Genomic DNA, 20679 nt, shown 5'->3' with positions numbered 1-20679 from the left:
CGCTCCTACAGGTAAAGCGTTGCCTCTAGGTTTACTGGGGACCCTGTGGGAGCGGGCGCGCCCGCGAAGAGGCCGGTAAAGGTTCAGCGCAGATCAGCCTCTGGCACCGTGGTCCGCTGCGCGATCGCATCCGGCCGCCATTGCGTGCGCGCGACTGCCAGCACCTCTGCCGGTGTCGCCAACAGCAGTTCCGGGTCTGTCTCCTGCCCCAGCGCCCGCAATGCCCGCAGCAGCAGGGGGGTAGCATGCTCCGCCTGCAGTGGCGGCGAACGGTACGACTTGCCCAGCTTGTGCCCATCCGGCTGCACGATCAGCGGAATATGCAGGTAACGCGGCTGTGAGAAGCCCAGCAACTCCTGCAGGTACAGCTGGCGCGGGGTGTTGTCGAGCAGGTCGGCGCCACGCACGATGTCGGTAACACCCTGCCAGGCATCGTCCAGCACCACGGCCAGCTGGTAGGCGTACAACCCATCACGACGCTGGATGACGAAATCGCCCACCTCACGCCCCAGGTGTTGCTGGTATTCACCCTGCACTCGGTCGGTAAAGCGGTAGATCAGCTCTGGCACCCGCAAGCGGATGGCTGCCCCTTCACGGGCATGCCCGGCGTTGCGGCAAAAGCCCGGGTAGATGCCGTTGTAGCGTTCCAGCTGCTTGCGCGAGCAGGTGCATGCGTACGCCAGGCCCATGTTGAACAGGCGGTCTACCACGGCAGCATAGGCATCGTGGCGCTGGCTCTGGAATACCACCTCGCCATCCCATTGCAGGCCGTAACGTTCCAGCGTCTGGAGGATGGCATCGCGGGCGCCGGGCATCTCCCGGGGCGGGTCGGTGTCTTCCATGCGCAGCAGCCAGCGGCCGTTGACGGCGCGGGCATCGAGCCACGAGGCGAGGGCGGCGACCAGCGAGCCGAAGTGCAGGAAGCCGCTGGGGGTGGGGGCGAAGCGCCCGATGTAGCTGGAGTCGGTCATGGTCAGGCTGGGCATATAAATGAAACGGGGCGCATGATGCGCCCCGTTCAGGTGGAAGAAAGATCAGCCTTTGCCGACCGTTTTTTCCTTTTTCTCGGCAATTTCCTTGCAGTCGAAGCACAGGTCGGCGGTAGGGCGGGCTTCCAGGCGGCGCAGGCCGATCTCGATGCCGCACGACTCGCACCAGCCGTACTCTTCGTCCTGAATCTTCTGCAGGGTTTTATCGATTTTCTTGATCAACTTGCGCTCGCGGTCGCGGTTGCGCAGTTCGAGGGCGAATTCCTCTTCCTGGGATGCGCGGTCTGCGGGATCTGCAAAGTTGGCTGCTTCTTCTTTCATATGGTCAACGGTCTTGTCGACGCCGACCATCAGCTCTTGCTTCCAGCCAGTGAGGATCTTGGTGAAGTGCTTGCGCATGGGCTCACCCATGTACTCCTCACCCTTGGTCTCCTGATAGGGTGCAACCCCATAAAGATTCTGGTTGGCTTTTTGCTTTTCTAGGGTGGACATGAATAGACCGCCTCTCACTCATCTGATCCAATGCGCAGGATGCTCCATCTCCGGCGACCGCCGGCCCTGCGACTGCGAGCCGCCGAACTTACCAGATAGATCGGGGGTGCGCTACCCCGCCCGATCCTGCTAGTTGACACCGGCCTGAGCGGTACGTTCGGTGGTGTGCAGAGGTAGAATCTCCAGTTTAGACCCAATTGAGAGAAGGTCATGGCCCAACCCTACAGTGCGCGCAGCCGCGCCATCGAACCTTTCCACGTCATGGCGCTGCTGGCCCGGGCCAACGAGCTGCAGGCGGCCGGGCACGACGTGATCCACCTGGAAATCGGCGAGCCGGACTTCACCACGGCCGCACCCATCGTCGCGGCCGGCCAGGCCGCGCTGGCCGCCGGGCACACGCGCTACACCGCCGCACGCGGTCTGCCGGCACTGCGTGAGGCAATTGCCGGCTTTTATGGGCAGCGCTATGGCCTGAACATCGACCCGGAACGCATCCTTATTACCCCAGGTGGCTCCGGCGCGCTGCTGCTGGCCAGCAGCCTGCTGGTGGACCCGGGCAAGCATTGGCTGCTGGCCGATCCGGGTTACCCGTGCAATCGCCACTTCCTGCGCCTGGTCGAGGGCGGGGCCCAATTGGTACCGGTGGGCCCGGATGTGAACTACCAACTGACTGCCGACCTGGTTGAGCGCTACTGGGACAAGGACACCGTCGGTGCCCTGGTCGCTTCGCCGGCCAACCCCACCGGTACCGTGCTGGGGCGCGAAGCGTTGGCCTGCCTGGCCAAAACCACCCATGAGCGGCATGGCCATCTGGTGGTGGACGAGATCTACCATGGCCTCACCTATGGCATGGACGCGCCGAGCGTGCTGGAAGTCGATGACTCGGCATTCGTCCTGAATAGTTTTTCCAAGTATTTCGGCATGACTGGTTGGCGCCTTGGCTGGCTGGTGGCTCCGCCCGGTGCGGTCGCCGACCTGGAGAAACTGGCGCAGAACCTGTACATCAGTGCGCCGAGCATGGCTCAGCATGCCGCGCTGGCCTGTTTCCAGCCCGAGGCGCTGGCCATTTTCGAAGAGCGCCGCGCCGAATTCGCCCGCCGTCGCGATTACCTGCTGCCCGCTCTGCGTGAACTGGGCTTCCGCATCGCCGTCGAGCCGCAAGGCGCGTTCTACCTGTACGCCGATATCAGCGCTTTTAACGGGGACGCGTTCGCATTCTGCCGACACTTCCTGGAAACCGAGCACGTGGCATTCACGCCGGGCCTGGACTTTGGTCGCCACCTGGCCGGGCACCATGTGCGCTTCGCTTATACCCAGAGCCTGCCGCGCCTGGAAGAAGCGGTGCAACGTATTGCCCGTGGCCTGCAGAGCTGGCAAGGCTGATGCGTTTCTCTCCTTCACTCGAGCAGGGCCGCCTGCTGCGTCGCTACAAGCGCTTTCTGGCCGATATCGAACTGGCCAGCGGCGAGCAGATGACTATCCACTGCCCGAATACCGGCTCCATGCTCAACTGCATGCGTGAAGGTGGGCAGGTGTGGTTCAGCCGCTCCAACGACCCCAAGCGCAAGCTGCCAGGGACCTGGGAAATCAGCGAAACCCCCCAGGGGCGGTTGGCCTGCGTGAATACCGGGCGGGCCAATGCGTTGGTCGAAGAGGCCCTGCGCGCTGGCATGATCACTGAACTGGCCGGTTTCACTGCACTCAAGCGCGAAGTGGCCTATGGCGAAGAAGGCAGCCGTATCGACTTTCGCCTGGAGTTCGAGGGTGCCCCGGCCTATGTCGAGGTCAAGAGCGTGACGCTGGGCTACCCCGACACTGCAGTTGCGGCCTTCCCTGATGCGGTGACTCAACGCGGTGCGAAACACCTGCGTGAGCTGGCAAAGCTGGCCCGGCAGGGCGTGCGGGCCGTGCAACTGTATTGCGTGAACCTGACCGGTATCGACGCTGTGCGCCCGGCTGAAGAAATCGATACGGCCTACGCCCAGGCGCTGCGCGCTGCTGTAGCGGACGGGGTGGAGGTGCTGGCCTACGGCACTCGGCTGGACGCCGAGGGCATCGTCATCGATCGCCGCTTGCCGGTGCTGCTTACCCCTTGAACCAGATGCCCTGGCTGTCTTCGTGGCAGCCCAGGGGCTGCAGCTGCTCACCCTCACAGGGGCCTGCCACGCATTCGCCGCTTTCTATCAGGAACAGTGCACCGTGATGGGCGCAGTGGATGAGGCTGGCGCTGTCATCCAGAAACGCGTCCTCTGCCCAGTTCAGCGGGATGTCCCGGTGCGGGCAGCGGTTGCGGTACAGGTACACCTGGCCTTGGCGACGCACGCCGAACAGTTCGAGGCCGTCTACGCTGAAGGCGCGGCTTTGGCCCTCGGCGAGGCCGAGGGATGTACAAAGGAAGTGCATGGCAAGGATGACCCGTGAAACACGTGATGGCTTGACGCTCCAATGCGAATAATTATCAAATTGATCGCATTCGCTGCGCCCGGCTGCCTATGGTGCGCAGTTCCGCCGCTCGCCACAAGGCGTGTAGCCCGTCTTCAGAAGGAACCCGATGATGCGCCGTCCAGCTGCTTTTCTCGCTCTGTGTGCAAGCCTTGTGCTCTCTACCCAAGCCTTGGCAGCCGAGCTGCCGCAACGCTGGGTCAGCTCGGGTGGCGCCTTGAGCGAGTGGATAACCGCATTGGGAGGTGAAGCGCGCCTGGTCGGTGTGGACACTACCAGTCAGCACCCGGCCTCGTTGAAAGCCTTGCCCAGTGTGGGTTATCAGCGACAACTGTCGGCCGAAGGCATTCTCAGCCTGCGCCCGGATGTGCTGGTGGGCACCGAGGAGATGGGGCCGCCACCGGTACTGGCGCAAATCCGCAAGGCCGGCGTGCGGGTCGAGTTGTTCTCCAGCAAGGCCGAGCTGCCGGCGGTAGATGAAAACCTCAGGCACCTGGGGCAGTTGCTCGGTGCAGAGCAGCAAGCGTCCGTGCTTGCAGCGGACTACCGCCAACGGCTCGATGCGTTGCGTGCCAACGTCAAGCTGGCCCAGGCCGGGCAGCAGGCTCCTGGGGTGTTGCTGCTGGTCGGCCATGCCGGGGCCAAGCCGCTGATCGCCGGGCAAGGTACTGCCGGTGACTGGCTGCTGGGCCAGGCGGGTGGGCGTAACCTGGCCGCGCACCAAGGCTACAAGAACTTCTCCAACGAAGCCTTGGCGGCGCTTGACCCGGATGTGATCGTGTTTTCCGACCGGGCGCTGGCCGATGAACAGGCCTTGCAGGCGCTGTTGAAAGAAAACCCCGCGCTGGCTGCCTCGCGGGCCGTGCGTGAGAAACGCCTGGTCTCATTGGACCCGACGCTGCTGGTCGGCGGGCTCGGGCCTCGGCTACCGGCGACCTTGCAGTCGCTGGCAGCCGCCTTCTACCCGGCTGCTCAGGCCAGCTTCGCACAATGAAACAAAGGGTTTCGCCACGCACGTTGTTCATTAGCCTGAGCCTGTTGTGCCTGTTGGCGACCTGGCTGTCACTGGCGCTGGGGCCAGTCAGCCTGCCAATGTTCGATACGCTGCGCGCTGGCCTGCGCCTGTTGGGGCTGCCTGTTTCCGAAGATGGCCTGCAGCAGGCCGAGATGATCCTTGGCCAGATCCGCCTGCCGCGCACCCTGTTGGGGTTGGCGGTGGGCGCGGTGCTGGCTCTGTCCGGGGTGGCCATGCAGGGTCTGTTCCGCAACCCGCTGGCCGACCCCGGGCTGGTAGGGGTTGCCGCCGGCGCCGCGATGGGGGCAGCGGTTGCCATTGTCGGCGGCGCTTGGTTTGGCGGCATGCCGGATGCTTTCGCACCTTATCTGCTGTCGTTCTGCGCTTTTGTCGGCGGGCTTGGGGTAACTGCGCTGGTCTACCGCCTGGGGCGCCGCGATGGCCAGACCAACGTCGCCACGATGTTATTGGCTGGCGTGGCCATGACCGCGCTAGGTGGCGCGGCCGTGGGGCTGTTCTCTTACCTGGCCGATGACGCCACCTTGCGCACGCTGACGTTCTGGAACCTTGGCAGCCTCAATGGCGCCAGCTATGAGCGGCTGTGGCCATTATTGCTGGTGGCGACAGGGGTGGCGGTGTGGTTGCCGCGCCGGGCCAAGGCACTGAATGCCCTGTTGCTGGGTGAGTCGGAGGCGCGCCACCTGGGCGTTGACGTGGAGCGGCTCAAGCGTGAACTGGTGTTCTGCACGGCGCTGGGGGTGGGGGCGGCAGTGGCTGCAGCCGGGTTGATCGGCTTTATCGGCCTGGTAGTGCCGCACCTGGTACGCCTGCTGGCCGGGCCCGATCACCGTGTGGTGCTGCCAGCCTCGCTGCTGGCCGGCGGGGTGCTGATGTTGTTTGCCGACCTGGCGGCGCGGCTGCTGCTGGCGCCTGCCGAGCTGCCGATTGGTATCGTCACGGCCTTCATCGGTGCGCCGTTCTTCCTGTTCCTGCTGATGCGAGGGCGCGGCTGATGTTGCAAGTTGAGGGCCTGTATCTGTGCAGGGGCAGCAATGAGGTGCTGCACGACATTCACTTGCAGTTGCCTGCGGGGCAGGTCGTGGGTGTGCTTGGCCCCAACGGTGCCGGCAAGAGCAGTCTGCTGAGTGTGCTGTGCGGTGAGCTGGCCCCCGGCCGTGGGCGGGTAACGCTTCAGGGCCGCCCGCTGGCCGATTGGGCCGGACAGGAACGGGCAAGGCGCCTGGCAGTGTTGCCGCAGGTGTCCAGCCTGGGTTTCTCGTTTCGGGTGGAGGAAGTGGTAGGCATGGGGCGCATGCCTCATGGCACCGGTCAGCGGCGCGATGCGGAAATTGTCGAAGCGGCGTTGCGGGCGGCAGATGCCTGGCACCTGGTGGAGCGCAGCTACTTGGCACTTTCCGGTGGCGAGCGGCAACGGGTACACCTGGCCCGCGTGCTGGCGCAGCTATGGCCGGGGGAGGAGGGCAGCACGTTGTTGCTCGATGAACCAACCTCGATGCTCGACCCGCTGCATCAGCACACCACCCTGGAAGCCGTACGCCGCTTCGCCGACTGCGGTGCTGCAGTGTTGGTGATTCTGCATGACCTGAACCTGGCGGCGCGTTACTGTGACCGTATCCTGTTGCTGGAGCAGGGGCGCTGCCATGCGTTTGCCACGCCCGAAGCGGCACTGACCCCTGCGGCCCTGAAAGCGGTGTACGGTATCGACGTACTGGTGCAGGCGCACCCCGAGCGCGGGCATCCGCTGATCATCACCCGTTGATTCTCGAACCGTGCACGGCCTTTGTGGAAGCGGCCTAGTCTCGCGACAGGTCCGCCCCCGGAGCAGGCCATTCAAATTGTGGATGACATGGAGTAACTGCCGATGCGACACCCGCTGCTGTCCGGTTTCTCGCTGAGCCTGGTACTGGCGATAGGCGGCTGTCAGGCCAGCCTGCCGCCGTTGCCCGCCTGGCAGAGCAGTGAAGGTCGCACGCACGCCCAGCTGGGAAAAATTGTCGACCTGTCCAATGAGCAGGTCATAAGCCCTGAAACGCTGGTGCAGCGCCTGGCTGACGCATCCCGAGTGCTTGTCGGCGAGAAGCACGACAACCCTGACCATCACGCGCTGCAACTGTGGCTGCTGCGCGCCCTGCAAGGCCAGCGCACCCAGGGCAGCCTGCTGCTGGAGATGCTGCAGCCCGAACAGCAATCACGGGTGGACAAGCTGGCGGGGCAGCCTTTGCCGGAAGACTTGCCCAAGGCGCTGGCCTGGCAGGAGGGCTGGGATTGGCAGTTGTACGGGCCGATTGTCACTGAAGCCTTGCAGCATCGGGTGACGTTGCTGGCAGCCAACCTTTCGCCCGCCGAGATGCGTCAGGCCTATCGACAACCAGCTCCGGTGCAGGGTGAAAAGTCCAATGCACCCGCGGTAAAGGCTGCCTTGCTGGAACAGGTGCGCGCCGGGCATTGCGGGATGCTGCCGGAAAACCAGTTACCGGCGATGCTGGCCGTTCAGCAGCAGCGCGACCGGCGCATGGCCGAGCGTTTGCAGGCGGCACCGCAACCGGCGCTGCTGTTTGCCGGGGCTTACCATGTGCGCAAGGACCTGGGCATACCCTTGCATCTGGCTGACCTGAGGGCGTCGGGGGAGAGCAAGGTATTGCTGCTGGCTGAGGTGGGCGAGCGAATCGAGCCTGGCGAGGCTGATTATGTGTGGTACACGGCAGCGATGCCGGAGCAGGACTATTGCGCGCAGCTGCGGCGTTGATCCTGAAAAAGCACAGGCAAAAAAAGACCCGGCAAATTGCCGGGTCAATAACCGTGATTAGCCTGATGAGGAGATAATCTGAGAGTCCGAACCAGGGGCTCTTAGCTTATCCAACCAGTCTCGCGACCAGTTGTGATAATCATAACAATTCTCATTTAGACGTCAATCCCTTTACCCCGATTATTTTGGTTTTTTTTGCGTAGGGTTTTTCGCGTCCAATTGTTGATTGAGTGCTTCCTTGCGTTCGAGCGGCAAATCGTTCCAGTGCATGTCCAGCAGGGCGCCTTCAATGGCATACAACAGCACCTTCGATGCACGGAACCCTCGTGTCTTCACGGCCTGGTACGCACCCACCGCGCCCAGGCGGCGCAAATCCGATGCACTGTGGATGCCGGCTGCATGCAGCCACTGCGCAGAAGTCTTGCCAAGGTTCTTCAGATGCTGCAATTCATCGTTCATCGAGCCTCCTTGCGATGGCTGAACGGGAATGGGGGATAAATCGCGAGCAGGTCTGAGAGGAGTGTAGCGGGCGTTGGGAAATGTGCGGCTTTTTGCCATCGGGGGATGAGCGGCCTGTGCCTGCCCCTTGGCGGGCAGGCACAGGAAGATGACGAACTTACAGGCCAGGCAACTGCTGGCGAATCTGCTCGATCACCTGATCCATGCTGCCGGCAGCCTGGGTATCGACGCGGGTGCTGTGCACCAGCTCCTGCGCATCCAGCGCCTCACGGCTGGCCTGCTGGGCCTTGATCACCTCCAGCGTGGCATCCGACGGGTCGCTGTTTTCGGCCTGGCGCTGCTCCAGCCAACTGGCGATGACCGCCTCTGGCGCGTGACAGTCGAGGATGAGGAACGGCACGCCGGTCTGGCTGGCAACCTCTGCCGCAGCCTGGCGTTGCTCACGCTTGAGGTAGGTGGCGTCCAGCACCACCGGGAAACCGGCGCGCAGCACGGTCGATGCCACCTCGTGCAGGCGCTGATAGGTCGCTGCGCTGGCGTCCTGGTCGTATATGCCCGTACTCAGCTGGCCGGCGTCGGCCTGCTGTTGTTCGCCGAACAGGCGCTTACGCTCTACGTCCGAACGCACGCGCACTGCACCCAGGGCCTCAACCAGGCGCATGGCCACGTGACTTTTGCCCACCGCCGAAACGCCATGGGTGATGGCCAGCAGGCGCGACGGGATGGCACTGTAGCTTTCGGCCAGGTTGGCGTAGTTGCGGTAGGTGCGCAGGGTGGTGGCACGCTGCACGCCATCAGCGTCGGCCGGCATGCTGAACAGTGCGACCTTGGCCCGCACCAGCGCGCGGTAGGCCTTGTAGAAGTTGAGCAGTTCCAGGCCTTCGTAATCCCCCGTCAGTTCCAGGTACTGGCTGATGAAGCGCCGGGCCAGGCACTTCAGGCCGCGGTCTTCCAGGTCCATGGCCAGGAAGGCGGTGTCGGCGTAGACGTCGGTCAGTCGGAAAGGCTCGTTGAACTCGATGCAATCGAAGATCACCACCTTGCCATCGATCAAGGTGGCGTTGCCCAGGTGGATGTCACCGTGGCACTCACGGATGAAGCCATTGGCCTTGCGCTTTTCCAGCAGCCCTTGCAGGCGCTCGAAGCTGCTGCGGGCCCAGGCCTGCAGGGCGTCGAGTTGCTGCAGATCGGCTTTGTCGCTGAGGAATGGGCGAATCTGCTCGAAGTTCTGCTCCACCGGGGCCATCACGCTGTCTGGCGTGCCCAGCGGGTGCTCCATCGGCACACGTGGGGCCTGCAGGTGAAACTCGGCAATCTGCCGGGCCATCTGGTCGATGTGCGTGGCGTTCAGCTCGCCATTGGCCTGCAGGGTGTTGAGCATCTGGCCCTGGGGGAACTGGCGCATCTTCAGCACATACTCGATGGCTTCACCTTCGCCACCGATCTGCGGTGCGTCGACGCTACCGGTGATCGGCAACACTTGCAGGTACAGGCCTTCGGTCAGGCGTTGGTTCAGGCGCAATTCTTCGTTACAGAAATGCTGGCGCTGGTCCAGTCCGGTGAAGTCCAGGAAGCCGAAATTCATCGGTTTCTTGATCTTGTAGGCATATTCGCCAGTGAGCAGGACCCAGGAGATATGCGTCTCGATGAGCTGAAACCCCTCCACGGGGTGAGGGTACAGGGCAGGGTTCTGCAACGCAGTAATAAGAGCTTGGCTCACGGCAAATCCTTCCGGGGCAAGGGAATTCGAATGCGCCATTATGGTCAATGGTGCCGTCCCTGCCTACCGCCGGGCCGTCTGCCCAGCCTTTATAAAGTGCGTATAATCCGCCGCCATGACCCGAACCCGAAATCCCCGCACCCCTCAGAAACGCCCGACCGGCCGCTCCCGCGCCTGGCTGGGCTGGGCTTTGAAGCTCAGCCTGGTTGGCCTGGTGATCGTTGCCGGCTTCGCGGTTTACCTCGATGCCGTCGTCCAGGAAAAGTTCTCCGGCAAGCGCTGGACCATCCCGGCCAAAGTGTATGCCCGACCGCTGGAGCTGTTCACCGGCCAGAAGTTGAGCAAGAACGACTTCCTCACCGAGCTCGATGCGCTCGGCTACCGTCGCGAAAGCGCGGCCAACGGCCCGGGCGCTGCATCCGTCAACGGCAATACCGTCGACCTCAATACCCGTGGCTTCCAGTTCTACGAGGGCATGGAACCGGCGCAGTTCGTCCGCGTGCGCTTCTCTGGCGATTACGTTGCGGGCCTTTCCGGTGCCAACGGCAAGGCGCTTGACGTGGTGCGGCTGGAGCCGCTGATGATCGGCGGCATCTATCCGAAAAATCTCGAAGACCGCATCCTGATCAAGATCGATCAGGTACCCAAATATCTGCTCGAAACCCTGGTGGCAACGGAGGACCGCGAGTTCTACAGCCACTTCGGCGTGTCGCCAAAGTCCATCGTCCGGGCCATGTGGGTCAACACGTCGTCCGGCTCGATGCGCCAGGGTGGCAGTACCCTGACCCAGCAATTGGTGAAGAACTTCTACCTCAGCAGCGAGCGCAGCCTCAGCCGCAAGCTGACCGAGGCGATGATGGCGGTCCTGCTCGAACTGCACTACGACAAACGCGAAATCCTTGAGGCCTACCTCAACGAGGTGTTCGTCGGCCAGGACGGTCAACGCGCGGTGCACGGCTTTGGTCTGGCTAGCCAGTTCTTCTTCAGCCAGCCGCTGTCTGAGCTGAAACTGCATCAGATCGCCCTGCTGGTGGGCATGGTCAAAGGCCCGTCCTACTACAACCCGCGGCGTCACCCCGAGCGGGCCCTGGCTCGCCGCAACCTGGTGCTCGACCTGGTGGCCGAACAGGGCGTGGCCAGCCAGGCAGAAGTTGATGCGGCGAAGAAAATGCCGTTGGGCGTGACAAAGCGTGGCAGCCTGGCCGACAGCTCGTTCCCGGCTTTCCTCGACCTGGTCAAGCGACAGCTGCGGCAGGACTACCGCGATGAAGACTTGACCGAAGAGGGCCTGCGTATCTTTACCAGCTTCGACCCGATCCTGCAGATGAAGGCTGAAACCTCGATGAGCGAGACCTTCAAGCGCCTGGCGGGCCGCAAGGGGGCAGACGATGTGGAAGCGGCGATGGTCGTGACCAACCCTGAGACCGGTGAAGTACAGGCGCTGATCGGTAGCCGCCAGGCAGGCTTCGCCGGCTTCAACCGGGCCATCGATGCTGTGCGGCCGATCGGCTCGTTGGTCAAGCCGTCGGTATACCTGACTGCGCTGGAGCAGCCGAGCAAGTACACCCTGACCAGTTGGGTGCAGGACGAGCCATTTTCGGTCAAGGGGGCTGACGGCCAAGTCTGGCGCCCGCAAAACTATGACCGCCGCCCGCATGGCACTATCTACCTGTATCAGGGGCTGGCCAACTCCTACAACCTGTCGACCGCCAAGCTTGGCCTGGAAGTGGGTGTGCCGAACGTGATCAAGACCATTGGTCGTTTGGGCGTGAATGTCGACTGGCCTGCATTCCCTGCCATGTTGCTGGGGGCAGGTGGCATGTCGCCGATGCAGGTGGCAACCATGTACCAGACCATCGCCAACGGCGGCTTCAACACGCCGATGCGCGGCATCCGCAGCGTGCTCACCGCCGAGGGCGAGCCGCTCAAGCGCTACCCGTTCCAGATCCAGCAGACCTTCGACCCAGGTGCCATTTACCTGGTGCAGAACGCCATGCAACGCGTAATGCGAGAAGGTACAGGGCGTTCGGTGTACAACACCTTGCCGCGCTCGCTGACCCTGGCGGGCAAGACCGGTACCAGTAACGACTCGCGTGACAGCTGGTTCTCCGGCTTCAGTCAGGATCTGCTGGCCGTGGTGTGGATGGGGCGTGACGATAACGGCAAGACACCGTTTACCGGCGCCACCGGCGCCTTGCAGGTGTGGACCAGCTTCATGAAGAAGGCCGACCCGCTGCCGCTGGATATGCCGCAACCGGACAACGTGGTGCAGGCCTGGATCGACCCCTACAGTGGCCATGGGTCTGATGCCAGCTGTCCGGGAGCGGTGCAGATGCCGTATATTCGCGGGAGTGAGCCGCCGGCCGGCGCAGCCTGTGGCGGCGAGCAGGACCCAGTAGAATCGGTAATGGACTGGGTCAAAGGCTGGATGAATTAAGCACAGGCTGCATTGATGAGGTGTGATGTGAACAAGTGGCTGTTTCCTGCCGTGACGGCGTTGGCTGTGCTCCAGGGGTGCTCCAGCGTCCCGCGTGGCAATATTCCGGTGGTCGATTCGAGCACCCGCGTGTCCAACAGCGAACGCGTGACGGCCAACCGCTCGGCGGGTGGCTATAACGCCGGCACCGCCCAGGCGCAGACGCTGCCGGAGGATTCCGGTGTCACCGTGATGATCCCGCAGGGCGCAGGCGCATCGGGCATCCAGACGTTCCCGGCGTCCAATGGCGCTGCGCCGATCAGTACCTCGCCGATCACTCCAGGGCCTGTCAGTTCGGCGCCGATGACCACCAATCCCAACCCGATTGCCGATGAACCCTTCGACATTGCAGCGATGAACAGCACCCCGCAAAGTGCCAGTGCGCCAACCGGTATTCCGCGCAGCGCCGCCGCCGGTGGCCTGTCGGCCGACGAGCAACTGGACGGTCCTGTGCTGGCACTGTTGACCACTGCGCAGACGCAGCAGGGCAGCGGCGACTTCAACGGTGCCGCTTCGAGCCTTGAGCGTGCCCAGCGCATTGCTCCGCGTGAGCCGCAGGTGCTGTATCGCCTGGCCCAGGTGCGCCTTTCGCAAGGTGATGCAGCGCAGGCCGAGCAGTTGGCGCGCCGCGCCCTGACTTACGCCAACGGCCGCCCCAGCCTGCAGGCAGAGCTTTGGAACACGATCGCCCAGGCCCGTGAAAAGCAGGGTGATAGCGCTGGGGCTGCGCTGGCCCGGCAAAAGGCGCGGGTCAATTCGTGATGATCGAGCAACGTGTGCTGGATATTGCCGACCACCTGCTCTTGATCGAGCGCGAGCTGCAGGTGCAAGGCTGGTGGGATGACGAGCCGCCAAGCGACGAGGCACTGGCCAGTACGGTGCCGTTCGCCGTGGATACCCTCAGTTTTGAGCAGTGGCTGCAATGGATCTTCCTGCCCCGCATGAAGATCATCATCGAGCTGGGCCACCCGCTGCCCAATGCATCGAGCATCCTTGTCATGGCCGAAACCGTGTTTACCGACCGGCCGGAGCAAAGTCGTGAGCTACGCCGCCTGTTGGCAGCTTTTGATCAATTGATCGCTCCTTCCGCCTGATTTCTTCAGTTTTTCCGTCAAGGGCCGCAGATTGTGGCCCTTTTTTTTGGAAATCTTCTTAATTCTGCTGCTGAAGCGATTTTTAGTGGTGGCAGGAATTCATCTTGAGGAAAAATTGGCAATAATTTTTCTTGACTTGTTGGCGCCGAATCACAAGAATCCAACTTCCGCTGTAGAGGGACTGCCAGAAGCAGACCCGCTAAGCAGATCATGAGGTGCACACCCGCGCCGACCTGTTACACCCCGCAACGCGTTACCTCGCGCTGGGTGGGAAACCCCCGCAACACTCTGGGGATCTCCCAATACTTGCTCAGTCAGTGCTGACGTTCGCTCATGCTCTGCTTGGCAGTAAACCTATTAAGACCCGTCCAGTGAGGGCGGTATTCTGGCGTTTTAGAGGTGAACAACGTGGAGCTTTTATCTGGCGCTGAGATGGTCGTCCGCTTCTTGCGTGACGAAGGCGTTAAGCACATCTACGGGTACCCTGGTGGTGCTCTCCTGCATGTTTACGACGCACTGTTCAAAGAACCGGAAGTGGAACACATCCTGGTTCGTCACGAGCAGGCGGCCACCCATATGGCGGACGGCTACGCTCGCGCCACCGGCAAGGCCGGTGTGGTGCTGGTAACCTCCGGTCCTGGCGCGACCAATGCCATTACCGGCATTGCCACCGCCTACATGGACTCGATTCCGATGGTCATCCTGTCCGGCCAGGTGCCTAGCACCATGGTGGGTACCGATGCCTTCCAGGAAACCGACATGATTGGTATCTCGCGGCCGATCGTGAAGCACAGCTTCATGATCAAGAATCCGACCGAGATCCCTGAAGTTCTGAAAAAAGCTTTCTACCTGGCGCAATCCGGTCGTCCAGGTCCGGTCGTGGTCGACATTCCAAAAGATATGACCAACCCGGCTGAGAAGTTTGAATACGTCTACCCGAAAAAGGTCAAGCTGCGCTCCTACAGCCCGGCGGTCCGCGGTCACTCCGGCCAGATCCGCAAAGCTGCCGAGATGCTTCTGGCGGCCAAGCGTCCGGTCGTCTACTCCGGTGGCGGTGTGATCCTCGGCGGTGGCTCCGAAGCCCTGACTGAAATCGCCAAGTCGCTGAACCTGCCGGTCACCAATACCCTGATGGGGCTGGGTGGCTTCCCGGGTACCGACCGCCAGTTCCTCGGCATGCTCGGCATGCATGGCAGCTACACCGCCAACATGGCCATGCACAATGCCGACGTCATCTTTGCCGTCGGTGCGCGTTTCGACGACCGCGTTGTAAACGGCCCGGCCAAGTTCTGCCCGAACGCCAAGATCATTCACATCGACATCGACCCGGCGTCGATCTCGAAGATGATCAAGGCCGACGTGCCAATCGTCGGCCCGGTCGACAGCGTGCTCAACGAAATGCTCGGCATCCTCAAGGAAATCGGCGAGCAGCCTGACAAGGCGGCGCTGGATACCTGGTGGAAGCAGATTGACGAATGGCGTGGCAATGGCGAGTTGTTCCCTTACGACAAGGGCGATGGCAACGTCATCAAACCGCAAAAAGTCATCGAGACACTGTGCGAAGTGACCAATGGCGATGCCTTCGTCACTTCCGACGTCGGCCAGCACCAGATGTTTGCCGCGCAGTACTATCGCTTCAACAAGCCAAACCGCTGGATCAACTCCGGTGGCCTGGGCACCATGGGCTTCGGCTTCCCGGCGGCGATGGGCGTCAAGCTCAACTTCCCGGATCAGGACGTGGCCTGCGTGACCGGCGAAGGCAGCATCCAGATGAACATCCAGGAGCTGTCCACCTGCATGCAATACGGCCTGCCGGTGAAGATCGTCAACCTGAACAACGGTGTGTTGGGCATGGTCCGCCAATGGCAGGACATGGCCTACAACGGTCGTCACTCGCACTCGTACGTCGAGTCGCTGCCTGACTTCATCAAGCTGGCTGAGGCCTATGGCCATGTGGGTATCCGCATTACCAGCCTGAAGGACCTCAAGCCGAAGCTGGAAGAAGCGTTTGCGATGAAGGACCGTCTGGTGTTCATCGACATCGCGGTTGACCGCAGTGAGCACGTCTATCCGATGCAGATCAAGGATGGCTCGATGCGTGACATGTGGCTGAGCAAGACGGAGCGTACCTGATATGCGGCACATCATTTCCCTGCTGCTGGAAAACGAACCTGGTGCGTTGTCCCGTGTGGTCGGCCTGTTCTCCCAGCGCAACTACAACATTGAAAGCCTGACTGTAGCGCCGACCGAAGACCCGACCCTGTCGCGTCTGACGCTGACCACCGTTGGCCATGACGAAGTGATCGAACAGATCACCAAGAACCTGAACAAGCTGGTCGAAGTGGTCAAGCTTGTCGACCTGTCGGAAAGCGCTCACATCGAGCGTGAACTGATGCTGGTCAAGGTCAAGGCCACCGGTGCCCAGCGTGCCGAGATCAAGCGCACCACGGATATCTTCCGTGGCCAGATCGTCGACGTGACCGCCAGCGTGTACACCGTGCAGCTGAGCGGTACCAGCGACAAACTGGACAGCTTCATCCAGGCGATCGGCACTGCATCGATTCTGGAAACCGTGCGCAGCGGCGTTACCGGCATTGCCCGTGGCGACAAAGTGCTCAGCATCTAAATCCAAAAAATTAGCGATGGCTCCGCAGGGGCCGAGATATAACCAGGGGTATTTTCATGAAAGTTTTCTACGATAAAGACTGCGACCTTTCCATCATCCAGGGTAAGAAAGTCGCCATCATCGGTTACGGCTCCCAGGGCCACGCTCAGGCGTGCAACCTGAAAGACTCCGGTGTAGACGTTACCGTCGGTCTGCGTAAAGGTTCGGCTACCGTTGCCAAGGCTGAAGCCCACGGCCTGAAAGTTGCCGACGTTGCTACCGCTGTCGCTGCGGCTGACCTGGTCATGATCCTGACCCCGGACGAGTTCCAGGGCGCTCTGTACAAGAACGAAATCGAGCCGAACATCAAGAAGGGCGCTACCCTGGCCTTCTCTCACGGCTTCTCGATCCACTACAACCAGGTTGTTCCGCGTGCCGACCTCGACGTGATCATGATCGCGCCGAAAGCCCCGGGCCACACCGTTCGCTCCGAGTTCGTCAAAGGCGGCGGCATCCCTGACCTGATCGCTATCTACCAGGACGCTTCCGGCAACGCCAAGAACGTCGCACTGTCCTACGCTTCGGGCGTAGGTGGTGGCCGTACCGGTATCATCGAAACCACCTTCAAGGACGAAACCGAAACCGACCTGTTCGGTGAGCAGGCTGTTCTGTGTGGCGGTACCGTCGAGCTGGTCAAAGCCGGTTTCGAAACCCTGGTCGAAGCTGGCTACGCGCCGGAAATGGCCTACTTCGAGTGCCTGCACGAGCTGAAGCTGATCGTCGACCTCATGTACGAAGGCGGCATCGCCAACATGAACTACTCGATCTCCAACAACGCCGAGTACGGTGAGTACGTGACTGGCCCGGAAGTCATCAACGAAGAATCCCGCAAGGCCATGCGCAATGCCCTGAAGCGCATCCAGGACGGCGAGTACGCGAAGATGTTCATCTCCGAAGGTGCTACCAACTACCCATCGATGACCGCCAAGCGCCGCAACAACGCCGCTCACGGCATCGAAATCATCGGCGAGCAGCTGCGCTCGATGATGCCGTGGATCTCGGCTAACAAAATCGTCGACAAGACCAAGAACTAAGTCTTATCGATAGATGAAAAACGCGGCTTCGGCCGCGTTTTTTCGTTCTGGCATCCAGCTTCTGGTATAAAGCAGACCAGTGGCTCGCTGTCAGAACCTGTTTCGCGGGCCCGTGTCGAACATTTTCCATCCTGTTGCAAGGTACCCTCCATGAGCGAACGTCCCGAAGAGCCGAACAAGCCCTCCGACGCCGAAAGCCTGCTACCTGTCGATGAGCACGTTGAAGAAGGGCATGACGCCGAAGGCCGCAAGGTGCGCCACCGCGGCATCTACCTGTTGCCCAACCTGTTTACCACCGCCAACCTGTTTGCCGGTTTCTATTCCATCATCAGCTCGATGAGCGCACAGAGCGCCCTGAGTGCTGGCGACCCGCGCGAGGCGAGCAAGTACTTCGCTTTTGCCGCTATCGCCATCTTCGTGGCCATGGTGCTCGACGGCCTGGACGGCCGCGTTGCGCGCATGACCAATACCCAGAGTGCCTTCGGTGCCGAGTATGACTCGCTGTCGGATATGGTCGCCTTCGGCGTGGCCCCGGCTTTGCTGGCCTTCGGCTGGGCGCTGGGTGACATGGGCAAGGTCGGCTGGATGGTTGCCTTCATCTATGTGGCCGGTGCCGCGTTGCGCCTGGCGCGCTTCAATACCCAGGTCGGTACCGCCGACAAGCGCTACTTCATCGGCCTGGCCAGCCCGGCTGCCGCAGGTGTGGTGGCGGGCACCGTATGGGCGTTCAGCGACTATGGCATCCAGGGTTCCAAGCTGTCGTTCCTGGTCGCGCTGCTGGTGGCTGCTGCTGGCATGCTGATGGTCAGCAACATCAAGTACAACAGTTTCAAGGAGCTGGACCTCAAGGGGCGCGTGCCGTTCGTGGCGATCCTGGCGGTGGTGCTGGTATTTGCCGTCGTGTTCAGCGACCCACCGCGTATCCTTCTGTTGATCTTCCTCGCCTATGCAGCATCGGGGCCGATCCAGTTCCTGCTGAAGGCGCGCCGTCGCAAAGCGTGAAAATCACTTAACGCTGGAATAACCTCACGGCTCCATAGTCTTACTGGTACATCCGTTACTCAGTGCTATGGAGCCGTTCATGCTTATCAAGCTTCCCAGGTCTTCCGAGTGCAAAGCGTCGGAGATCACCCCCGAAGGCATTTACCTTTCCCGTCGTACCCTGCTGGGTGGCTCATTGGCTGGCTTGGCGCTAGGCGCATTGCCGGGCGGGGTGGGCGCGGCGCAAATGTCGCGTTATGCCGATGTGCAGGCTGGGGCCGCGCCGGCCTGGTTCACTGACAAGCTCGCGGCCACGCGCTGGCAGGCGGTGACGGTGAAGGGCGAGGCGATCACGCCGTTCAAGGATGCCACTCACTACAACAACTTCTACGAGTTCGGGCCCGACAAGGGCGACCCGGCGGCCAATGGCGACAGCCTGAAGACCGAACCGTGGTCCATTGTGGTGGATGGTGAGGTGGGCAAGCCCGGACGCTATGCACTGGAGGACTTCGTCAAACCCTATCAGCTCGAGGAGCGGATCTATCGGCTGCGCTGCGTAGAGGCGTGGTCGATGGTCATTCCGTGGCTGGGGTTCCCTTTGGCTCAGGTGCTCAAGCAGGTTGAGCCGACTTCCAGTGCGCGTTATGTGCGTTTCGAAACGCTGAAGGATCCGCAGCATATGCCTGGGCAGCGTTCTGGCTTCGCCTTGATCGACTGGCCTTATAGAGAAGGGTTGCGCCTGGATGAGGCGATGCACCCGTTGGCAATTCTCGCGGTGGGTATGTACGGCCGGGAACTGCCCAACCAGAACGGTGCGCCGTTGCGTTTGGTGGTGCCTTGGAAGTATGGCTTCAAGAGCATCAAGTCGATTGTGCGCATCAGCCTGGTAGCGGAGCAGCCCGGCACTACCTGGGAAGGGCTGGCGCCGGATGAATATGGTTTCTATGCCAATGTGAATCCGACAGTCGACCACCCGCGCTGGAGCCAGGCGCGCGAACGTCGTTTGCCCAGCGGGTTGTTCAGCCCCAATGTGCGGGAGACGCAGATGTTCAATGGCTATGCTGATGAAGTGGCGTCGCTGTATACCGGGCTCGATCTGCGGAAGAACTACTGATGCGTTACCCCTGGTTTCGCTTGGCCATCTTTGTCGTAGGCTGCCTGTTCCCGGTGTGGTGGCTATATGAAGCGGCGATGAACCTGCTGGGGCCTGATCCCGGGAAGATCATGATGGATCGCCTTGGGCTTGGGGCGCTTACCTTCCTGTTGGTGACCTTGAGCATGACCCCAATGCAGAAGCTGACGGGCTGGTCTGGCTGGATCGTGGTTCGCCGGCAGCTGGGGTTGTGGGTGTTCGCCTATATAGTGCTGCACATTCTGGCTTACCTGTTTTTCATTCTAGGGTTGGATTGGGGGCAGTTGGCGGTGGAGTTGCGCAAGCGACCCTACATTATTGTGGGGGCGCTGGGGTTCTTGGGGTTGCTGGTGTTGGCGGTCACTTCGAACCGGTACAGCCAACGGCGGCTGGGGGCGCGGTGGAAGAGGCTGCACAGGTTGGTGTATGCGGTGCTTGGGTTGGGCTTGCTGCATTTCCTGTGGATCGTGCGTTCCGACCTTCGGGAATGGGCGATCTATGCGTTTATTGGGGCTGTGTTGATGGTATTGCGGATACCTGCTGTTGCGCGGGCGCTTCCCAGGGTTGCCAGGAAGCAGGGTAGGGCGGTTTGAGAGTGGGGTGGGGCTGCCAAGGGCCTGTCTTGAGATAGCAATGGCTGTGGAGAGGGCCCGCCTTGGTTTCTCTGGTGTCTGTGAAATCGAGCGCCGCGCGCGTCCGGCTCGAGACATTCATCGCCTGTGAGACCGAGCGCCGCCCGCGCGGCGCTTCGCGGGTAAACCCGCTCCTACGTTTGTTTCGGGCCAATTATGCCTGTGGGATTCGCGCGCGAACGCTTTGGTGCCTGTCTCGATATCGCGTCGAACAAACAAGGCGGTCGCGCGCGCCAGGCACAGGAGGGACTGGCCCGAAACAAACGTAGGAGCGGGTTTACCCGCGAAGCGCCGCGCGGGCGGCGCTCGGTCTCACAGGCGCTGAAACTGTCGTGGCGAACACTTGGCAGCCCCGATACGGTCTTTTCCCCTTATATTTCACTTTCTTGAAATTAAAGGTTGACGCCCTCTCGAATCCCCTTATAATGCGCCCCACTTCCAGCAACAACGGAACGACAAACTCCTTGAAATTCAATGAGTTAGACGATTCGGAAGGTGCTGTAAGGGCTACGATCAAATGATCGAAAGCGGTTGAGATGATGGTTGACAGCGCTTCCAAGTGCTGTATGATTCGCCTCCCGCTACGAGAGATCGCAGCGAGCCAAGTGTTTGAAGCTAAACGAGTTTCTCGCAAAAAACTTCAAAATAAACGCTTGACAGGCTCTGAGGAAAGCGTAGAATGCGCGCCTCGGTTGAGACGAAAGGCTCTTAACCAAACGCTCTTTAACAAATCGAATCAAGCAATTCGTGTGGGTGCTTGTGAGTACGGACTGATAGTCAA

20 protein-coding genes are annotated in these 20679 nt (G+C 61.6%); 15 read left to right on the top strand and 5 right to left on the bottom strand.

What is annotated here, in order from left to right; translation table 11 throughout:
- Positions 1–83: 83 nt before the first annotated feature.
- Both gluQRS and dksA read right to left on the bottom strand, forming a co-directional pair.
- Complete coding sequence (gene gluQRS / locus FQ668_RS22455) at positions 84–971, bottom strand: tRNA glutamyl-Q(34) synthetase GluQRS (protein WP_033724692.1); 888 nt, start codon at positions 969–971, stop codon at positions 84–86.
- Positions 972–1034: 63 nt separating this feature from the next.
- Positions 1035–1481, bottom strand: a complete 447-nt coding sequence (gene dksA / locus FQ668_RS22450) for an RNA polymerase-binding protein DksA (RefSeq protein ID WP_003250009.1) — start codon at positions 1479–1481, stop codon at positions 1035–1037.
- Between the two features lie 210 nt (positions 1482–1691).
- Here dksA and FQ668_RS22445 point away from each other — a divergent pair, with 210 nt between their 5' ends.
- Together FQ668_RS22445 and sfsA are read left to right on the top strand one after the other, a co-directional pair.
- A complete protein-coding gene (locus tag FQ668_RS22445) occupies positions 1692–2864 on the top strand; it encodes a pyridoxal phosphate-dependent aminotransferase (protein ID WP_019437281.1) in 1173 nt (390 codons plus the stop codon).
- The gene (gene sfsA, locus FQ668_RS22440) at positions 2864–3577 is read left to right on the top strand and encodes a DNA/RNA nuclease SfsA (RefSeq protein ID WP_014592392.1); all 714 of its coding nucleotides are present in this window, start codon (positions 2864–2866) and stop codon (positions 3575–3577) included. Before FQ668_RS22445 ends, sfsA begins: the two co-directional genes overlap by 1 nt.
- On the opposite strand, the gene FQ668_RS22435 is transcribed toward sfsA, so the two are convergent.
- A complete protein-coding gene (locus tag FQ668_RS22435) occupies positions 3567–3884 on the bottom strand; it encodes a Rieske (2Fe-2S) protein (RefSeq protein WP_014592391.1) in 318 nt (105 codons plus the stop codon). The two genes, sfsA and FQ668_RS22435, sit on opposite strands and share 11 nt — an antisense overlap.
- 148 nt (positions 3885–4032) lie before the next feature.
- Between FQ668_RS22435 and FQ668_RS22430 the strand changes: the two genes are divergently transcribed.
- The 4 genes from FQ668_RS22430 to FQ668_RS22415 all read left to right on the top strand — a co-directional run bounded on the left by FQ668_RS22430 (position 4033) and on the right by FQ668_RS22415 (position 7705).
- Entirely contained in the window at positions 4033–4917 is an 885-nt protein-coding gene (locus FQ668_RS22430) for a hemin ABC transporter substrate-binding protein (RefSeq protein WP_019437280.1), read from the top strand.
- 50 nt (positions 4918–4967) lie between these two features.
- Positions 4968–5951: an iron ABC transporter permease gene (locus FQ668_RS22425; protein WP_178095732.1), complete on the top strand. Its 984-nt coding sequence runs from the start codon at positions 4968–4970 to the stop codon at positions 5949–5951.
- Positions 5951–6718 carry a heme ABC transporter ATP-binding protein gene (locus FQ668_RS22420; protein ID WP_014592388.1) on the top strand — a complete coding sequence of 256 codons (768 nt, stop codon included), beginning with the start codon at positions 5951–5953 and terminating at the stop codon, positions 6716–6718. The genes FQ668_RS22425 and FQ668_RS22420 overlap by 1 nt, the downstream gene beginning before the upstream one ends.
- 102 nt (positions 6719–6820) lie before the next feature.
- Positions 6821–7705: a ChaN family lipoprotein gene (locus FQ668_RS22415; RefSeq protein ID WP_019437278.1), complete on the top strand. Its 885-nt coding sequence runs from the start codon at positions 6821–6823 to the stop codon at positions 7703–7705.
- 180 nt (positions 7706–7885) lie between these two features.
- Here FQ668_RS22415 and FQ668_RS22410 read toward each other — a convergent pair whose 3' ends face one another.
- Both FQ668_RS22410 and FQ668_RS22405 read right to left on the bottom strand, forming a co-directional pair.
- Positions 7886–8164 carry a TfoX/Sxy family protein gene (locus FQ668_RS22410; protein WP_010955337.1) on the bottom strand — a complete coding sequence of 93 codons (279 nt, stop codon included), beginning with the start codon at positions 8162–8164 and terminating at the stop codon, positions 7886–7888.
- A 157-nt stretch (positions 8165–8321) separates the two neighbouring features.
- On the bottom strand, positions 8322–9884 hold the full coding sequence (locus tag FQ668_RS22405; protein ID WP_019437277.1) for a bifunctional aminoglycoside phosphotransferase/ATP-binding protein: 1563 nt from the start codon (positions 9882–9884) through the stop codon (positions 8322–8324).
- Between the two features lie 115 nt (positions 9885–9999).
- On the opposite strand from FQ668_RS22405, the gene mrcB reads away from it, so the two are divergent.
- The 9 genes from mrcB to msrQ all read left to right on the top strand — a co-directional run bounded on the left by mrcB (position 10000) and on the right by msrQ (position 19859).
- Positions 10000–12321 (top strand): penicillin-binding protein 1B, encoded by a 2322-nt coding sequence (mrcB, locus tag FQ668_RS22400; protein ID WP_010955335.1) that lies wholly within the window; start codon positions 10000–10002, stop codon positions 12319–12321.
- 15 nt (positions 12322–12336) lie between these two features.
- Positions 12337–13122, top strand: a complete 786-nt coding sequence (locus FQ668_RS22395) for a M48 family metallopeptidase (protein ID WP_019437276.1) — start codon at positions 12337–12339, stop codon at positions 13120–13122.
- The gene (locus FQ668_RS22390) at positions 13122–13454 is read left to right on the top strand and encodes a YqcC family protein (protein ID WP_003250034.1); all 333 of its coding nucleotides are present in this window, start codon (positions 13122–13124) and stop codon (positions 13452–13454) included. The genes FQ668_RS22395 and FQ668_RS22390 overlap by 1 nt, the downstream gene beginning before the upstream one ends.
- A 408-nt stretch (positions 13455–13862) precedes the next feature.
- Positions 13863–15587 carry an acetolactate synthase 3 large subunit gene (locus FQ668_RS22385; RefSeq protein WP_026031851.1) on the top strand — a complete coding sequence of 575 codons (1725 nt, stop codon included), beginning with the start codon at positions 13863–13865 and terminating at the stop codon, positions 15585–15587.
- A gap of 1 nt (position 15588) precedes the next feature.
- Positions 15589–16080, top strand: a complete 492-nt coding sequence (gene ilvN / locus FQ668_RS22380) for an acetolactate synthase small subunit (protein ID WP_003250040.1) — start codon at positions 15589–15591, stop codon at positions 16078–16080.
- Positions 16081–16136: 56 nt separating this feature from the next.
- A complete protein-coding gene (gene ilvC, locus FQ668_RS22375; RefSeq protein WP_003250043.1) occupies positions 16137–17153 on the top strand; it encodes a ketol-acid reductoisomerase in 1017 nt (338 codons plus the stop codon).
- Positions 17154–17303: 150 nt separating this feature from the next.
- The gene (pssA, locus tag FQ668_RS22370; RefSeq protein WP_003250045.1) at positions 17304–18155 is read left to right on the top strand and encodes a CDP-diacylglycerol--serine O-phosphatidyltransferase; all 852 of its coding nucleotides are present in this window, start codon (positions 17304–17306) and stop codon (positions 18153–18155) included.
- A 79-nt stretch (positions 18156–18234) separates the two neighbouring features.
- Complete coding sequence (gene msrP / locus FQ668_RS22365; protein ID WP_014592381.1) at positions 18235–19248, top strand: protein-methionine-sulfoxide reductase catalytic subunit MsrP; 1014 nt, start codon at positions 18235–18237, stop codon at positions 19246–19248.
- Positions 19248–19859: a protein-methionine-sulfoxide reductase heme-binding subunit MsrQ gene (gene msrQ / locus FQ668_RS22360; RefSeq protein ID WP_014592380.1), complete on the top strand. Its 612-nt coding sequence runs from the start codon at positions 19248–19250 to the stop codon at positions 19857–19859. The genes msrP and msrQ overlap by 1 nt, the downstream gene beginning before the upstream one ends.
- Positions 19860–20679 lie beyond the last annotated feature (820 nt).

The sequence above is a fragment of the Pseudomonas sp. Kh14 genome (genome assembly GCF_900291005.1).
In the GTDB taxonomy this organism is placed as follows: domain Bacteria; phylum Pseudomonadota; class Gammaproteobacteria; order Pseudomonadales; family Pseudomonadaceae; genus Aquipseudomonas; species Aquipseudomonas alloputida.
Note: the sequence above shows the minus strand (reverse complement) of the source record. Positions and strands in the feature narration are given on the sequence as shown.

Bases quoted from the DNA above. Each gene is read 5' to 3' on its own strand.
- mrcB (WP_010955335.1), top strand. From the start codon at position 10,000: ATGACCCGAACCCGAAATCCCCGCACCCCTCAGAAACGCCCGACCGGC.
- sfsA (WP_014592392.1), top strand. From the start codon at position 2,864: ATGCGTTTCTCTCCTTCACTCGAGCAGGGCCGCCTGCTGCGTCGCTAC.
- FQ668_RS22390 (WP_003250034.1), top strand. From the start codon at position 13,122: ATGATCGAGCAACGTGTGCTGGATATTGCCGACCACCTGCTCTTGATC.
- gluQRS (WP_033724692.1), bottom strand. From the start codon at position 971: ATGACCGACTCCAGCTACATCGGGCGCTTCGCCCCCACCCCCAGCGGC.
- ilvN (WP_003250040.1), top strand. From the start codon at position 15,589: ATGCGGCACATCATTTCCCTGCTGCTGGAAAACGAACCTGGTGCGTTG.
- FQ668_RS22430 (WP_019437280.1), top strand. From the start codon at position 4,033: ATGATGCGCCGTCCAGCTGCTTTTCTCGCTCTGTGTGCAAGCCTTGTG.
- FQ668_RS22410 (WP_010955337.1), bottom strand. From the start codon at position 8,164: ATGAACGATGAATTGCAGCATCTGAAGAACCTTGGCAAGACTTCTGCG.
- FQ668_RS22435 (WP_014592391.1), bottom strand. From the start codon at position 3,884: ATGCACTTCCTTTGTACATCCCTCGGCCTCGCCGAGGGCCAAAGCCGC.
- pssA (WP_003250045.1), top strand. From the start codon at position 17,304: ATGAGCGAACGTCCCGAAGAGCCGAACAAGCCCTCCGACGCCGAAAGC.
- FQ668_RS22395 (WP_019437276.1), top strand. From the start codon at position 12,337: ATGAGGTGTGATGTGAACAAGTGGCTGTTTCCTGCCGTGACGGCGTTG.
- msrQ (WP_014592380.1), top strand. From the start codon at position 19,248: ATGCGTTACCCCTGGTTTCGCTTGGCCATCTTTGTCGTAGGCTGCCTG.
- ilvC (WP_003250043.1), top strand. From the start codon at position 16,137: ATGAAAGTTTTCTACGATAAAGACTGCGACCTTTCCATCATCCAGGGT.
- FQ668_RS22415 (WP_019437278.1), top strand. From the start codon at position 6,821: ATGCGACACCCGCTGCTGTCCGGTTTCTCGCTGAGCCTGGTACTGGCG.
- FQ668_RS22445 (WP_019437281.1), top strand. From the start codon at position 1,692: ATGGCCCAACCCTACAGTGCGCGCAGCCGCGCCATCGAACCTTTCCAC.
- FQ668_RS22420 (WP_014592388.1), top strand. From the start codon at position 5,951: ATGTTGCAAGTTGAGGGCCTGTATCTGTGCAGGGGCAGCAATGAGGTG.
- msrP (WP_014592381.1), top strand. From the start codon at position 18,235: ATGCTTATCAAGCTTCCCAGGTCTTCCGAGTGCAAAGCGTCGGAGATC.
- dksA (WP_003250009.1), bottom strand. From the start codon at position 1,481: ATGTCCACCCTAGAAAAGCAAAAAGCCAACCAGAATCTTTATGGGGTT.